Source organism: Gordonia sp. NPDC062954 (genome assembly GCF_044543825.1).
GTDB lineage: Bacteria > Actinomycetota > Actinomycetes > Mycobacteriales > Mycobacteriaceae > Gordonia > Gordonia tangerina.
This window is the reverse complement of record NZ_JBITWL010000011.1, coordinates 141,544-155,942: the sequence shown is the minus strand read 5'-3', so window position 1 is coordinate 155,942 and position 14,399 is coordinate 141,544. Positions and strand designations below refer to the sequence as shown.

Sequence of the window (14,399 nt, the reverse complement as noted above, 5' to 3'; positions counted from 1 at the left end):
TTACGCCCAGTAATTCCGGACAACGCTCGCACCCTACGTATTACCGCGGCTGCTGGCACGTAGTTGGCCGGTGCTTCTTCTCCAGGTACCGTCACAAAAGCTTCGTCCCTGGTGAAAGAGGTTTACAACCCGAAGGCCGTCATCCCTCACGCGGCGTCGCTGCATCAGGCTTGCGCCCATTGTGCAATATTCCCCACTGCTGCCTCCCGTAGGAGTCTGGGCCGTGTCTCAGTCCCAGTGTGGCCGATCACCCTCTCAGGTCGGCTACCCGTCGTCGCCTTGGTAGGCCATTACCCCACCAACAAGCTGATAGGCCGCGGGCCCATCCCCAACCGCACAAGGCTTTCCACCAACTCCCATGCGAGAGAAGGTCATATCCGGTATTAGACCCAGTTTCCCAGGCTTATCCCAAAGTCAGGGGCAGATCACCCACGTGTTACTCACCCGTTCGCCACTCGAGCACCCAGCAAGCTGGGCCTTTCCGTTCGACTTGCATGTGTTAAGCACGCCGCCAGCGTTCGTCCTGAGCCAGGATCAAACTCTCCATGAAAACCTATCGAAAACCACCAACCACAGGCCGGCAGACTTTCAACACAATCTCAGCCAGAGAGACAAAAACCTGACCAAACAAAAACTAGCAACACCCACCCCACAGGGCAGATGCCACAAAAACAAAAATCATCCATATCCAAAAACACTTGGACACACGATGCCAAACAAATGGCATCAGACAATCCATCAACACACTATCGAGTTCTCAAAGAACACACACCCACCAGCACCACCCCGTGAAAGGGCGCTCACCTGCGAGCTTTCGTTCAATTTGGATTCGCTGCCCGTCTCCGGCGCAACTCTTCCAACCTACCAGACGCTCTTCGCGGCCCGCAACTCTCGGTCGTGGTCCGATCGGGAGTGTCTGGCAGTCCGAGATGTCAAACCTGGCGCATCAAGCGACCCGGTCGATTTCTCGGGGGCGGTCAGTGCAGAACCCGGTTTCCCTTCCCCGTTTCCCCTCTCGGGGCGTCCGGGGCGGCGCCGTGGCGCGCTGACTCGAAGAAAGTTACGCACTCTCGCGGCCATATCCAAATCGCCTGGTCAGCAGCGTGGCTCCGCAGCATCATCGCAGGTCATAGACGTGCGTCCGGCCGCGATGACTGCGCACTACCCGGCCTGAGACGTGCGAATCTCTGTGTGATCTGCGCCATTGATCCCGTCCTTTTGGACAGTCACCGGACCTCGATGGGCAGTTACTGCAGGTCAAGACCGTCCATAGCGTGAAGGCATGACAGCGCTCGCTTGTGTCGACCCGCCGCCGACTCGCGTAGCGGTGCGTCGCACCCTGAGTGTCCCCGCCGGCTTCGTCAACTGCGGTCCGTTCGCCTGGCGTCCGGGCATCGACGGAGTCGAGATCATCCACCGGCTGGACGCATCGACGATCAGCGACGCGTCGATGGTGGACGGACTACTTCATCTCGTGAACCTCGGGATCCTCGCCGGTCGGCATGCTTTCGAGCAGGCCGCGCTGGGTGTGATCCGAACTTCTGCGCCCGATGATGACCGCGCGTGGGCGGCGTTCTACGACAATTCCCTCGCCGAACTGGCCGACGGACGCTCGCCTTTTGCCCCGATTCATCTACGGGCCAGGTCTCTGGTGATCGGCGAGAGCGTTCTGGAGGTCGGTTCGTGTTTCGGTTTCCTCGCATTGCAGTGCGCCGGCGATGGCCGGCGGGTACACGCCTGTGATATCTCCCCCGGTGCCACCGCGCTGCTGAAGTCTGCCGCGCGCCGACGTGGCGACGACGTGTCGGCGGTTGTCGGCGACGCGACCGCACTCCCGTTCGGTGCCGACTCGGTCGACACGGTGACGTTGATCCACCTGCTCGAACACCTCGACGATGGCTCGGCTCGTCGTGCGTTGTCCGAGGCGTTGCGGGTGGCGCGCCGACGCGTCGTTGTCGCTGTGCCCTACGAAGACCACCCCAGTGAGCACTTCGGACATCTGTTGCGCTTGACTGCAAGCCACCTGCGTCATTGGGCCGAGCTCGTAAAGCCTGCGACCGTCGAGTTCTTCGACGATCACGGCGGCTGGATGGTCCTCACCCCGCGATAGACCGTCGCATGATCAGATCAATCCTCGTTTGCTGGCGATGTACACGGCATCGGTGCGCTTGGAGACTCCGAGTTTGCGGATGATGTTGCGAATGTGGAACTTGACCGTCGACTCGGAGATGTAAAGCGTCTGCCCGATGCGTTTGTTCGACAATCCGTCGGCGAGCAGGCGCAGGACCTCGCGCTCACGCTCGGTCAAACCCTCCGACACCCCTCCCTCCCCGGACACCGTACGCAGCACGATCGCGGCGCTGCGCGGGTCGAAGGCGCTGCCACCCCCCGACACCGCCTGGATCGCACGGACAAGTTCGGTGGTGTCGACGTCCTTCACGACGTAGCCGCGGGCTCCGGCCTTGACCGCGCGGACCACGAGGTCGTCGTCGAGGAATGTGGTCAACACCAGCGCGGCCACACCGGGGTGACGCTGCGCGATCTCGCCGATCAGCCGTAGGCCCTCATACTCCGTGCCGGCGGTCAGCTTGAGGTCGACCACGACCACGTCGGGTCGACATCGGGTCACCTCGGCAAGTGCGTTCTCATACGAGTCCGCCTCGCCGACCACCGCGATCGACGACTCTCGGTCGAGCAGCGATCGGATGCCCTCACGCAACAGGGCGTGGTCGTCCACCAGCATCGTGCGAACCGCCGTGGTCTCGGGTGCTGTCATGTTGCCTCCCTCGTCCCCGAACCCGTGGCCCCGGTCACCGGGATCTCGACGCCGATGCGCACACCGCCGAGGCGTGATCGTCGGATGCGCAGGCCACCGCCGAGTTCGGTTGCCCTGGTGGCCATATTGGCCAGACCGCGATGCCGCCCGGCCAGGTCGCCGAGCGTTGCGGCGCGCAACACCTTGCGCATGTGCGCCGGGTCCCCGTCCCCGTCGTCGTCAATGCTCAGCGAGATCAGGTGATCGCCGTAGGAGAGGGTCAGTCGGGCCGTGGACGCCTCGGCGTGCACGGCGGTGTTGAACAGTGCCTCCCCGGCGATCCGAAGGATGGCGTGTTGAACGTCGTCGGGCAGGTCTCGTGGTCTCCCCACCACACGCACCTCGGTCTCCAGGTCGGCCGGCATGTGCATCGAACACAGCCCGTCGAGAACCTCCCCCAGGCTCAACTCGCTGACCGTCGGCGACTGGTTGAGCGCATAGATCACCGAGCGAAGCTGCTCGACCGCATCGCGCGTGAGTCGTCCGGCGACCTCGAGCCGCTCCGCCGTACGCGGTTCGGCATCGATCCGGCACACCTCGATCTGCATACCCGCCGACAGCACCGACTGCGTGACCGAGTCGTGCAGCTCTCGAGCGATGCGCTCGCGTTCCTCCACCACGAGGCGTTGTCGCATGGCGGCGGACAATTCACGCTGTGTGCGCTCGAGTTCCAGGTTGCGCGCCGCAAGATCCCGAGCCTGTTCGGAAGCCTGCGCGTACGCGTGTTCGGCCCGGGTCAGCTGATGGCGGCTTTCCTCGAGGAGCGCGGCGTTGAGCAGCGCGACAGCTGCCTGACGCGCCAGAATCCGCATCACGACGAGATCCGAGGAGTCCACCGGTGTGTGGGGCGGCGTCCATGCCGACAACCCGCCGACCACCCGGCCGTCGAGATGTACCGGCACATGCAGGTGATGATCGTCGACCACCGGACGTGTCAGACGATCCATCTGATTGCGCAGGATGTCGTTGAGTCGGTTGAGCACGTCGGCGGGCAGGTGCCTCGGCGCCCGCGCCATCTGAACGCCCTCGAAGGCGAGGATGGTGCCGTCCTGGGTCATCATCAGATGCCGTGGTCCCGTGCGATCGAGCTCGCCATCGCACAGCGCGAACACCACCCACTCCGCGCCCAGATGCTCTTGGGCGGCGCGCACGACCGACAGCACCAGGTTCTCGGGCCCCTCGGCGGTCTGCACAAGTGCCCGCGATATCCGGTCTAGCGCGTCGACGACCCGCGACAACCGCTGTTCCACTCCACGGAATTGCGCATAGTGGGATCCCTTGACCGAATGCAATCCGACCAGGGACTCCAACCGATCGTCGATTCCACCGACGACGTCGTGGTCGGGAGGCGCGTCCATCACCGGATCGACGGGCCCTGGCGCCGGGGCGCGGTGCCCGGCCATCACAATGCCTCCCGATACAGCCGGTGTACGTCATCTGCAGTCGGTTGACGGGGATTGGTGGTCATGCATGCGTCGGCCAGTGCGTGGGCAGAGAGCACGGCGAGATCCTCGCGGCGAACCCCGAGCGGTGTCAACGATCCGGGCAGGCCGACGCGGGCGGAGAGGTCGGCGACACGCGCGGCGAACCGTTCGGCGGTCGTATGGGCCGACGACGCGGCGGCGACACCCACCGCTTCTGCCAATTCGGCGTAGGGCTGCGGGTCGGTCTCGGCATTGAACCTGATGACATGCGGCAACAGCACCGCGTTGATCGCCCCATGCGGCGCATCGCACAGACCGCCCACCGGGTGGCTCATCGCGTGGGTCGCACCGAGGATCGCATTGGTGAACGCCATGCCGGCTTCGAGGGCGGCGTAGGCCATGTCCAGTCCGGCCTGTGCGTCGCCCGGGTCTTCCACCAGCCGCTCCAGACTGCGCCAGGCCGTACCGATGGCCGAGCGGGCCGCGATGTCGGTGAGTCGGTTGTGGGCGATCGACGCATAGGCCTCGATGCAGTGGGTGATGGCGTCCATCCCCGATTGCGCGACGACCTCCGGGGGCAGTGTTGCCAGCACCCTCGGGTCGATGACCGAGACGTCGGGGACCAGCCCGCGACCGATGATGGTGACCTTGGTGCGGCGGTCGACGTCGTTGATGATGCAGAACTGCGAGACATCCGAACCGCTGCCGGCTGTGGTGGGTGCGGCGACCAACGGCGGCAGCGGTCGGCGGGCCCGATCGATGCCCTCGTATTCCAGAATGTGTCCGCCGTTCGCGGCGAGCACGGCAACTCCTTTGGCGGCATCGATGACCGATCCACCGCCGAGTGCGACGATGCCCTCACAGCGGGCCGATTCGTAGTGTTCGAGCGCGGCGGACACCTCGGGAGCGCGCGGATTCGGCGACACCCCGGTGAACGAATACACCTGCAGCCCCGACGAGCGCAGGCGATCGCACAGCTCCGAGTACCACGGGGTCGCCATCAACGGCCGGTCGGAGACGACCATCAGTCGCCGCACGCCCAGGCCATCGGCCGCACGCGGCACCTCGGCCAACGACCCGTGCCCGATGATGATCTCCGGGGTGTGGAATTTGGCGATCCGCACACCGGTGCGGATCATCGTCGCGCCCGCCTCGGTTGCCACGTCACCTCACCCGTCCCAGCGCCGGTTGCCTGTTCGCGATCCTACGCGGGCGATCACCGGTGTACTGGCCCGATCGCGTCGACCGACACCTGCTCCAACTCGGACAGGTCGTGGACAACATGGACCCGGTCGCACATCGTCGCGTAGGCGGGAAGGTCGCACGATCCCAGGCCCCAGGAATAGCTCGGCTCGGGCGTGATCCAGATCGTCTCCCGGGCCCGCCGCGTGATCTCCTCGAATGCGGGCAGGTTGGGGTCCCGGCCGTTGGTTCGGCCGTCCCCGAGGACGATGACGGTGGTGCGACGGTTGACCGCGCCACCGAACTCCTCGAGAAAGGTCTCCAGCGCGTGTCCGTAGTCGGAGTCGGCGTCGGTGTCGAGCACTCCGCCGGCGGGTAGCCCCGAGACAACGAGCGACAACGCCTCCTCGGCTGGGTGCTCGGCGAACAGGTCGGTGATCTCGACGAGGTCGGCGACGAAGGCAAAGGACCGCACGTGGGCGACCATGCTCTGCAGCCCGTGCACGAGCTGCAAGGTGAACCGGGCCGCCGCACGCACCGACAATGACACGTCGGCCAGGACCAGCAGGCTGGGACGATCGGTGACCTTGGCGACCGTGACGGGACGAAACGGCACCCCGTCGTAGCGCAGGTTCGCGCGCATGGTGCGAGCGCCGTCGACGGTGCCCCGCGCAGCGAGTTTGCGGCGGGCGCGCGGAGCTCCGTGCAGACTGCGGATCAGGCGGCGGATCGATTCCTCGAGGCTCGCCCGGTCCTGCTCGTGGATCACCTCACGCACCGAGGCCTTGATCTCGCGGCTCTCCAGTTCGTGGTCGGTGGCCATCAATTGCTCGAGGTGATCTCGCAACTTCTCCGGCAGCCCGTCGAGTAGGCCGGCCAGCGCGCGCCGTAGCGCCGCCAACTCCTCGGCGTCTGGCTGTCCACCCGCGGACTCGTCGGTGTCGAGCCATTCGAGCAGCGCCATCTCCTGCGCGACGGAGAGCTCGGTGTCGAGCTCGGTCGGCGTACCGGCGACGAGATCACCCGGACGGCCCGGGTTGTGCAGTCGGGACACCGTGAGCTGCACCCGCGCGGCGGCCTCCGAGTTCGGGACCTCGTCGGCCGAGAGCACGATCTCGTCCGTGAGCGATGCCATATCGAGTTTGTTGGCCTCCTGATGCAAGTTGTACTGCTCGGCGAGATCCTCCGGGTCGAAGTACTGCCGGATGTTGGACGGCGGTCCGTGACTGTGTCCCTGCTGCGGAGTCTCGCTGACGTCCTCGGACAGCGTGTACTCCTCGAGTTCGCCGGTGTCGCTGAGATCGTCGTGGCTGTGCGAGTGCCCATGCCCGTCGTCGCGGTCGACCACCGGCCGCAGACCGAAAAACCGGTCGAAGACCTCGTTGAAGGTGTCCTCGTCGCGGCGGTCCTTGATCAGGCATACCTCCAGTGCCGATCGCAGCAGCTCACGATCGGCGAGGACTTCCGCCGTCGCGGTGGCTCGCATGGCATCCATCGCCTCGGATACACCGATCCGTATCCCGTGTAGTCGTAGCAACCGGACGAACCGGTGCAGCGCCCCTTCCATCCTGCTCGCCTCAGAACGGCCGCTTGCCGGTGCCGCCTCGTCGCTGGAACGACCGGCTCCCCTGACCCGGACTCACACCGCCCTTGGTACCGGCCTCGCTGCGGGCGCCCGGCGATCCGTAGTAGTCCTGTCCGTGACGCCCCGGAAGATCTTTGGCGGCCCGCCGCGCCGGCCCCGAGTTCGTCTCGTGCCCGGGCGAATGGTCATGATCGTGGGAATGCCCGTGGTCATGGGAGTGCCCGTGGTCGTGCGAGTGGCCGTGGTCGTGCGAGTGCCCGTGCAAATGTTCGGGCACTTCGGCATTCGGATCGACCAACCTGGGCATGGCATCGATCGCACGAGTCAGGTCCCGGTCGTATTTGACCACGACATTGGCGGTGTCGGAGAGGATCTCGGCGGTGAGGTCGTCGGCACCGAGAACAGCGAGGGTCCGCGCCCAGTCGATGGCCTCGGAGATGCTCGGCGCCTTGCGCAGATCCAGCTCGCGCAACCCGCGCACGATCTGCACGAGCTGTGCGGCCAATGCCTCCGACAACCCGGTGTCCTTGGACTTGATGATCTCCAGTTCACGGTCGGCATCGGGGTAGTCCAGCGACAGGTGCAGGCAGCGTCGTTTGAGCGCGGCCGACAGATCCCGGGTGTTGTTGGAGGTCAACACGATCATCGGCTGGTGGGTAGCGACGAAGGTACCGATCTCCGGCACAGAGACCTGATACTCGGCGAGCAGTTCCAGCAAGACCGCCTCGAGCGCTTCGTCGGCACGATCGACCTCGTCGACGAGCAGTACCACCGGCCTTTCGGAGCGCACGGCTTCCAGCAGCGGCCGCGGTGCGAGGAAGCGTTCGGAGAAGAACACGCTCTCCTCGGCACCAATCCGGTCGACCGCTTCGGTGAGTGTCGCGGCATCCTCGACGACCTGGCTGATCTTCTCGCGCAGCACCTGTGTGTAGAGCAGCTGCTTGCCGTAATCCCATTCGTAAAGCGCGGTCGTCTCGTCCTGGCCCTCGTAGCACTGCAGGCGCAACAGGTGGCGTCCGGTGACCTCTGCCAGTGTCTTGGCGAGTTCGGTCTTGCCGACTCCCGCAGGCCCCTCGAGCAGGATCGGCTTGTCCAGCCGGCTCTGCAAGAAGACCGTCGTCGCGAGGCGCTGATCGGCGAGATAGCCTGCTGCGGCGAATTTCTCGATCACGTCGGCGACGTCGGTGAAGGGGGGCGACCCTTCGTGACGCCCGCTCGTTCCTCGCGGGCTCCTCAGGGGACGGGCGGATCCCCCGTCATCCGTGCCACCCCCGCGGGGTGATTCCCCGTCACCCGTGCCACCCCCAGATCGGGGTGGCCGTTCCCCACCGGTGCCACGCGAGCCACTCATGGACCGGGCGGGATCGGGGCTCGTCGGTCCGAACTCGTCGGGCTCGTCGGCGAACTGCACGGACATCGGTGTCTCCGGTTCTGTGGGCGGGTCACGGTGATCGAAATTGGGGTGGTGAATGCAGACGGGTGGCGAAACCTGGTCGGGGGCAGTGGATTCGCCACCCGTCTGCGCCGTAGGGGTGGCGCCCCTACGAGATCAGGTCATCGAGGTCGCCGTTGAAGGCGTGATCGACGACAGGTCGCACGGTTTCGAACGTGCACTCCTTCGGGTTACCCGGAGTGCAGGCGTCGCCGAGCACGTGGTTGGTGATCGCGTCGATGGACTCCGGCGCACCCGAGATCTCCTTGCGGTTCTCGTAGAACCTGGTCGGGCCCTGACCGAGCCGGTTCTTGATGTGCGAGTCCTGCGTCACGTCGGTGAACTTCTCCGGGATACCCACATCGCGCAGCAACCGGATCGCCGCATTGAGCGCCTGATCAGCAGCCTGAACCTTGGTCATACCGTGCGTGTCGACGCCCATCGCCTCGGCGAGATCGGCAAAGCGCTCGTAGAGCACCGGCATGTTGAATGCCCACACACGCGGCAGCGCGATCGCATTGTTGAGTCCGTGGTGGGTGTCGTAGAAAGCCGACACCGCGTGGCTGATCGAGTGGATGATGCCCAGGCCGCCCGAATTGAAGGCCTGCGCCGCGATGTACTGCGCGTACATCATGCCCTCGCGGCCGGCGAGTTCGGTGGGGTTCCACGTGGCCTCACGCAGGTGTCGTGCGGTCAATCGCACCGCATGCAGTGCATTGCCCATCGACGGCGGGAAGTTCAACCGCGAGACATACGGTTCGGAGGCGTGCGCGAGCACGTCGAACCCGCACTGTGCGGTGAACGCGACCGGGCAGTCGTAGTAAAGCACCGGATCGTCGATCGCGAGGGTGGTCACCGACGCGTCGTCGAACGCCACATACTTGTGCGGCTTGTCCGGGTCGGTGGTGGTGTCGGTGATGACGTAGGCCCAGGAGGTCTCCGATCCCGTGCCCGCCGTGGTGGACACCGCGATATGCGGCGGGTTCTTCGGGTTCTCGCTCTTGTTGAAGCCTTCGAACTCGTTGATGTTTCGTCCGTCGTGCGCCACCGAGATGCGCGCTCCCTTACACGCGTCATGGGCCGATCCACCACCGATCGAGATGAAGGAGTCACACTGCTCGGAGTTGTAGAGCGACACCGCGTCCATCACGTTGTAGTCCTTCGGATTGGACTCCACCTGATCGAACAGCACCACTTCCAGTCCGTGGTACTTGCATGACTCGACGATCTTGTGGACGGTGTCGCTGCCCCGCAGTCCGGTGGTCATCACCAGGGTGCGCTTGAAACCCAGCTTCAGCGCCTCGGGTCCGATCATCTCGTGGGCGCCGGGGCCCATCATCGCCCGCGGGAAGGGATGGAACTCTTTGATGGGGAATGGTTTGAGTAGCTCGTCGACCTGCATGGTGACTGTCCTCCTGCGCGCGCTGCGCGATATCGGCATCGGTGGTGAACACCGGCGACGTTACGCGCGTCACACTGGCGGACAACAGATCTCGGAGTGCAAACCCGCCCTTGGCGCCGGAGTGCTATCCGGTTGGCACCCGGCGCCCTGTCCGTTCGGACAGGGCGCGCATGGTGTCCACGTCGAATCCCCACGGCAACTCGAGACGGTGCCGCGCCAACGTCTCCGCGTCGGCCAGTACATCGAGGATGGCGCCATCGGCGACGACCCGCCCCTCGTCGACGATCACCGCCCGGTCGCACAGCTGCGCGGCGTAGGGCAGGTCGTGAGTCACCACGATCATCGTCGTGTCCAGTCCGATCAGCGTCTCGGCGAGTTCGCGGCGCGCGACGGGATCGAGATTGGCCGACGGCTCGTCGAGGACCAGCACGTCGGGCCGGCATGCCAGCACCGATGCCAGCGCCCCGCGACGACGCTGACCCCCGGAAAGGTGATGGGGACTGCGCTGCGCCTGCTCGCGCATCCCGACCGCGGCCAGCGCCTCGTCGACACGTTCGGCCAGCGCCTGCCCCTCGACGCCGAAATTGGCGGGTCCGAAGGCCACGTCCTCGGCGAGGGTCGGCATGAAGAGCTGATCGTCCGGATCCTGGAACACCACGCCCACCTGCCGCCGGACCTCGCGCACCGATTTCTTGTCGACGATCCGCCCGTGGATGGACACGACACCTTCGGTCGGCGTCAACACCCCGTTGAGGTGCAGCATCAGGGTCGTCTTCCCTGCGCCGTTCGGCCCGAGCAGAGCGACCCGCTCGCCTGCGCGGATTCGCAGGTCGACTCCGTCCAGAGCCCGATGCCCATCGGGATAGGTGTATCGGACGCCGCTGACCTCGACCGCCACACCGGTCGACGGGAGCGGCTCCGAACCAGCAGTGGACTTCCGACGTATCATGTTGCTCCCCATGAGATCACGGCGATAATCACAGCGATGGTCGCGGGCGTGGTCACCGCGAGCCACTGACGCGCGCTGGCACGCGCCGACCCGGCGACGCCGGGCATCTCCGGAATCGCGCCGCTGAAACCGCGCGACATCATCGCGAGATGCACACGTTCGCCACGTTCGTAGGACCGCAGGAACAGCGCACCGATACCCTGTGCGATCGCGCCGGCCCGATGCAGAGTGCGCGGTGAGTCACCGCGCGCCAACCGAGCGATGTGCATCCTGCGGATCTCCGCCGACAACAGATCCGCGTACCGCAACATCATGACGATCACCGGCGTCACGGTGGCAGGCATGCCGAGGCGCGTCAGCGCCACCGGCAGCGCACTGGCCGGGGTGGTCGCCGCGAACGTCAGCGAGGCCGCCACCCCGAGCGTGCCCTTGATGACGATCCCCCACGCCGCGTAGAGCCCGGCCACCGACAGCGACATACCCGCGACGTGCGCGCGCTCACCGCCTTCGGAGAACGGCAGCAGCACCGCGAGCACCACGAACGGCGCCTCGATGAGCATGCGCGGCAGCATCCATCTCAGCGGGATCGTTGCGAACCGCCAGATCGTCAGCAGCATCGCCGCGTAGAGCGCGTAAGGCCAGAACACTTCGCGGGGCGTGGCCACCACGGCAAACACGAACACCACCAGCGCCGCCAACTTGGCCTCGGCAGGTGCCCGATGTACCACCGATGTCGCGGATCGGTAGAGCGGGTGTGCGTGGCCTGCGCCCATGGTGTGCGAACTCCGGTTCAGCGTCGGCCGGCGCCACGAGTCGCGGCGCGACCGTCGGTCCGGCGTCGAGCGATCAGCCAGAACACGGCAACCGCAATGGCGAGGGTCACGAGCACGCCGATGACGCCTGCGATGCCGTTGGAGTACCCGATTCCACCGACCGAGTAGTCGGCGAGTGGTGATGATGCCAGCGCGTGCTCGGTGGCGTGCTGCGCGATACAGTCGCCGGCCAGATTCTCGGTTCCGTCGACGACGATCGTCTCGCATCCGCGCAATGTCGTCGAATCGAGTCCGTCCGGCGAGGCACTGGCCGCGTACGACACGACACCGGCGATGACGAGCGCTGCCAAGCCGAATCCCACCAGAAATGCCCTGCGACCCAAGCGGTGCGCGCGGTTGGACGTGGTCATGCGTGCGCTCCCATCCTGGTGGTGTCCGCGGCCACCGACTGCGGTCGGGCCCGCAGGAGGTACACCAGGTCGGGGCGGGTGCGGGCGACTGCCATCACGGTGACGGCGGTGATCAGCCCCTCCCCCACGCCGATGAGGGCGTGCGTACCCCACATGTAGCCGGCCACAGCAGTCAGCGACTGCGTCGCGGCGCCCCCGATCTCGTATTCGACGATGAAACCGGTTGCGGCCGCGAGCGTTCCGCACAGGGCGGCGACAAAGGCCACCACCCCCAGACGACCGACCGTCCAGGTTCGGCGCGCGATCAGCCGCATCATCCCGACTGCCACCGCATAGCCGACGACAGTGGAGATCAGCGCCATGTTCGTGATGTTGGCGCCCAGCGCCGTGACCCCACCATCGGCAAAGAGCAACGCCTGCACGATCAGGACGATGGCGATGCACAGGGCTCCGGTGAACGGCCCTACCAGGATTGCCGCCAAGGCCCCACCGAGCAGATGACCGCTCACCCCCGGCAGGATCGGGAAGTTGATCATCTGGACCGCGAAGATGAACGCTGCGACCAGACCCGCCATCGGCACCGTCTTCTCGTCCAGGTCGGCGCGGGCACGCCAGGTACACAGCGCGAGGCCGGCCACCGCGATCACCGCGAACACCGCAGACGTCGGCGCGTCGATGATGCCGTCACTCATGTGCATCGCCACTGCGGTGGACGATGAGGTCGTCGAGAACATGGTCGAACCGTAAGCACACCACCGTCATCTGTCCACTTATTCAGATGTTTAGGTGGACAGACTAGCCGATCGGTCAGGTGGGGTCCTGCACTACGAGTGCCCGGCGCCCATCCAATGCAGCAACTGATGGACGGTTTCGTCGTCGAGCCGATAGCTCACCGAACGGCCCTGCCGGGTGGAGCTGACCCACCCCTGGTGTCGAAGCACCCGCAGAGCCTGCGAGACAGCCGTTTCCGTCCGACCCACCGCCGCGGCGAGGTCACCTACGATGATGCCCGGCCGCTGATGCAGCACGATGAGGATCTCCAGTCGGTGTGGGTCGGACAGCAGGTCGAACCTGGTGGACCACGCGGCTATGTCCACGTCGCGGCGAGGCGGGGGCGGGACGTTCGCCGCGTCCCCGGCGGCCGGTCGATGACCGCGGTCGGCAGTCACCTCACTCGCCCACTCGTTCGATCTCCCCGCCGAGGTTGCGCAGATTCTCCACAAAACGCGGATACCCGCGGTCGATGTGCTCGACATCGTGCACCTCGGTCACCCCGTCGGCGACCAGCCCGGCCAATACCAGACCCGCGCCGGCACGGATGTCCGAGCACCACACCGGGGCACTGGACAAGCGCTCGATGCCGCGCAGCACCGCGTGATGCCCGTCGGTACGTGCATCAGCACCGAGTCGCACCATCTCCTCGACGAAGCGGAACCGCGCCTCGAACACATTCTCGGTGATCACCGACATCCCGTCGGCGATCGCGGCCATACCTATCGCCATCGGCTGCAGGTCCGTCGGGAACCCGGGAAACGGCAGTGTCGAGACGTTCACCGCGGTCGGGCGACGATCCTGACGCACCCGGAATCCGTCGTCGAACGTGTCCACCGTGGCCCCGGCGTCGCGCAGCTTGGTGAGGACCAACTGCAGGTGGTCGGGCGAGACACCGCGCACGGTGACGTCACCGCGTGTCATCGCCGCGGCGATTCCCCATGTCGCACCGACGATGCGATCGCCGACGACCCGGTGGGTGGTCGGATGGAGTCGCTCCACGCCGGTGACGGTCAGCGTCGACGTGCCCGCGCCGTCGATCTGGGCGCCCATCTGCTGCAGCATCACACACAGGTCGACGATCTCCGGCTCGCGCGCAGCGTTGTCGATGACGGTCACACCTTCGGCGAGCACCGCCGCCATCAGGATGTTCTCCGTTGCACCCACCGATGGGAACTCAAGGGCTACCGGCGCACCGATCAGAGTGTCCGCCTCGGCCACCACACAGCCGTGTTCGATGGAGCTGTGCGCCCCGAGTGCGCGCAGCCCGGCCTGGTGCATGTCGAGTGGCCGGGACCCGATGGCGTCGCCGCCGGGCAGGGCGACGACCGCGCGATGGCATCGGGCCATCAGTGGACCGAGCACACAGACCGAGGCGCGGAACTGCTTGACCGCATCGAAATCGGCGTGGAACTTCGGTTCGGCCGGCGCATCGATCATCACGGTGTCGCCGTCGATCGACACCACGGCTCCGAGTCCTCGCAACACATCGGCCATCAACGGCACGTCTGCGATCTCGGGTGAATTCGTAAGTGTGGTGGTGCCCTCGGCCAGCAACGAGGCGGCCATCAGTTTCAACACACTGTTCTTGGCCCCACCGACGGAGACCTCACCGGACAGGCGGGCGCCACCGGACACCATAAAGCGATCACTCAC

The 14,399-nt window shown here is 65.9% G+C and carries 13 protein-coding genes and 1 rRNA gene; 1 reads left to right on the top strand and 13 read right to left on the bottom strand.

Going from position 1 to position 14,399, the window contains the following annotated elements; translation table 11 throughout:
* Positions 1-550: ribosomal RNA gene (locus ACIGKQ_RS13135) — 16S ribosomal RNA — on the bottom strand; the annotation flags it as partial.
* 732 nt (positions 551-1,282) lie between these two features.
* Here ACIGKQ_RS13135 and mftM point away from each other — a divergent pair.
* Positions 1,283-2,110 (top strand): mycofactocin oligosaccharide methyltransferase MftM, encoded by an 828-nt coding sequence (gene mftM, locus ACIGKQ_RS13130; RefSeq protein ID WP_235723763.1) that lies wholly within the window; start codon positions 1,283-1,285, stop codon positions 2,108-2,110.
* A gap of 12 nt (positions 2,111-2,122) precedes the next feature.
* Here mftM and ACIGKQ_RS13125 read toward each other — a convergent pair whose 3' ends face one another.
* From ACIGKQ_RS13125 to murA, 12 genes are all read right to left on the bottom strand, one after another.
* Positions 2,123-2,776 (bottom strand): response regulator transcription factor, encoded by a 654-nt coding sequence (locus ACIGKQ_RS13125; protein WP_235723764.1) that lies wholly within the window; start codon positions 2,774-2,776, stop codon positions 2,123-2,125.
* Positions 2,773-4,173 carry a sensor histidine kinase gene (locus ACIGKQ_RS13120; protein WP_235723887.1) on the bottom strand — a complete coding sequence of 467 codons (1,401 nt, stop codon included), beginning with the start codon at positions 4,171-4,173 and terminating at the stop codon, positions 2,773-2,775. Before ACIGKQ_RS13120 ends, ACIGKQ_RS13125 begins: the two co-directional genes overlap by 4 nt.
* A gap of 44 nt (positions 4,174-4,217) precedes the next feature.
* Positions 4,218-5,378: an iron-containing alcohol dehydrogenase gene (locus tag ACIGKQ_RS13115; protein ID WP_235723888.1), complete on the bottom strand. Its 1,161-nt coding sequence runs from the start codon at positions 5,376-5,378 to the stop codon at positions 4,218-4,220.
* Positions 5,379-5,455: 77 nt separating this feature from the next.
* Positions 5,456-6,988, bottom strand: a complete 1,533-nt coding sequence (locus tag ACIGKQ_RS13110) for a VWA domain-containing protein (RefSeq protein ID WP_235723765.1) — start codon at positions 6,986-6,988, stop codon at positions 5,456-5,458.
* Between the two features lie 10 nt (positions 6,989-6,998).
* Complete coding sequence (locus ACIGKQ_RS13105) at positions 6,999-8,243, bottom strand: MoxR family ATPase (protein ID WP_268900244.1); 1,245 nt, start codon at positions 8,241-8,243, stop codon at positions 6,999-7,001.
* A gap of 304 nt (positions 8,244-8,547) precedes the next feature.
* Positions 8,548-9,840, bottom strand: a complete 1,293-nt coding sequence (mdo, locus tag ACIGKQ_RS13100) for an NDMA-dependent methanol dehydrogenase (protein ID WP_396573967.1) — start codon at positions 9,838-9,840, stop codon at positions 8,548-8,550.
* Positions 9,841-9,964: 124 nt separating this feature from the next.
* Positions 9,965-10,789: an energy-coupling factor ABC transporter ATP-binding protein gene (locus ACIGKQ_RS13095; RefSeq protein WP_235723768.1), complete on the bottom strand. Its 825-nt coding sequence runs from the start codon at positions 10,787-10,789 to the stop codon at positions 9,965-9,967.
* A complete protein-coding gene (gene cbiQ / locus ACIGKQ_RS13090; protein ID WP_396573965.1) occupies positions 10,786-11,562 on the bottom strand; it encodes a cobalt ECF transporter T component CbiQ in 777 nt (258 codons plus the stop codon). Before cbiQ ends, ACIGKQ_RS13095 begins: the two co-directional genes overlap by 4 nt.
* 17 nt (positions 11,563-11,579) lie before the next feature.
* Positions 11,580-11,972: a PDGLE domain-containing protein gene (locus ACIGKQ_RS13085; protein WP_266062108.1), complete on the bottom strand. Its 393-nt coding sequence runs from the start codon at positions 11,970-11,972 to the stop codon at positions 11,580-11,582.
* Positions 11,969-12,706: an energy-coupling factor ABC transporter permease gene (locus tag ACIGKQ_RS13080; RefSeq protein WP_287016257.1), complete on the bottom strand. Its 738-nt coding sequence runs from the start codon at positions 12,704-12,706 to the stop codon at positions 11,969-11,971. The genes ACIGKQ_RS13085 and ACIGKQ_RS13080 overlap by 4 nt, the downstream gene beginning before the upstream one ends.
* A gap of 90 nt (positions 12,707-12,796) precedes the next feature.
* Positions 12,797-13,069, bottom strand: a complete 273-nt coding sequence (locus ACIGKQ_RS13075) for a helix-turn-helix transcriptional regulator (RefSeq protein ID WP_266062133.1) — start codon at positions 13,067-13,069, stop codon at positions 12,797-12,799.
* Between the two features lie 73 nt (positions 13,070-13,142).
* Positions 13,143-14,399: a UDP-N-acetylglucosamine 1-carboxyvinyltransferase gene (gene murA / locus ACIGKQ_RS13070; protein ID WP_396573962.1), complete on the bottom strand. Its 1,257-nt coding sequence runs from the start codon at positions 14,397-14,399 to the stop codon at positions 13,143-13,145.

What these genes read in the sequence shown, in the direction of transcription:
- ACIGKQ_RS13110 (WP_235723765.1), bottom strand. Translation starts at nt 6,988, where the DNA reads ATGGAAGGGGCGCTGCACCGGTTCGTCCGGTTGCTACGACTACACGGG.
- mdo (WP_396573967.1), bottom strand. Translation starts at nt 9,840, where the DNA reads ATGCAGGTCGACGAGCTACTCAAACCATTCCCCATCAAAGAGTTCCAT.
- mftM (WP_235723763.1), top strand. Translation starts at nt 1,283, where the DNA reads ATGACAGCGCTCGCTTGTGTCGACCCGCCGCCGACTCGCGTAGCGGTG.
- cbiQ (WP_396573965.1), bottom strand. Translation starts at nt 11,562, where the DNA reads ATGGGCGCAGGCCACGCACACCCGCTCTACCGATCCGCGACATCGGTG.
- ACIGKQ_RS13125 (WP_235723764.1), bottom strand. Translation starts at nt 2,776, where the DNA reads ATGACAGCACCCGAGACCACGGCGGTTCGCACGATGCTGGTGGACGAC.
- ACIGKQ_RS13115 (WP_235723888.1), bottom strand. Translation starts at nt 5,378, where the DNA reads ATGATCCGCACCGGTGTGCGGATCGCCAAATTCCACACCCCGGAGATC.
- ACIGKQ_RS13080 (WP_287016257.1), bottom strand. Translation starts at nt 12,706, where the DNA reads ATGTTCTCGACGACCTCATCGTCCACCGCAGTGGCGATGCACATGAGT.
- ACIGKQ_RS13120 (WP_235723887.1), bottom strand. Translation starts at nt 4,173, where the DNA reads ATGGACGCGCCTCCCGACCACGACGTCGTCGGTGGAATCGACGATCGG.
- ACIGKQ_RS13085 (WP_266062108.1), bottom strand. Translation starts at nt 11,972, where the DNA reads ATGACCACGTCCAACCGCGCGCACCGCTTGGGTCGCAGGGCATTTCTG.
- ACIGKQ_RS13095 (WP_235723768.1), bottom strand. Translation starts at nt 10,789, where the DNA reads ATGATACGTCGGAAGTCCACTGCTGGTTCGGAGCCGCTCCCGTCGACC.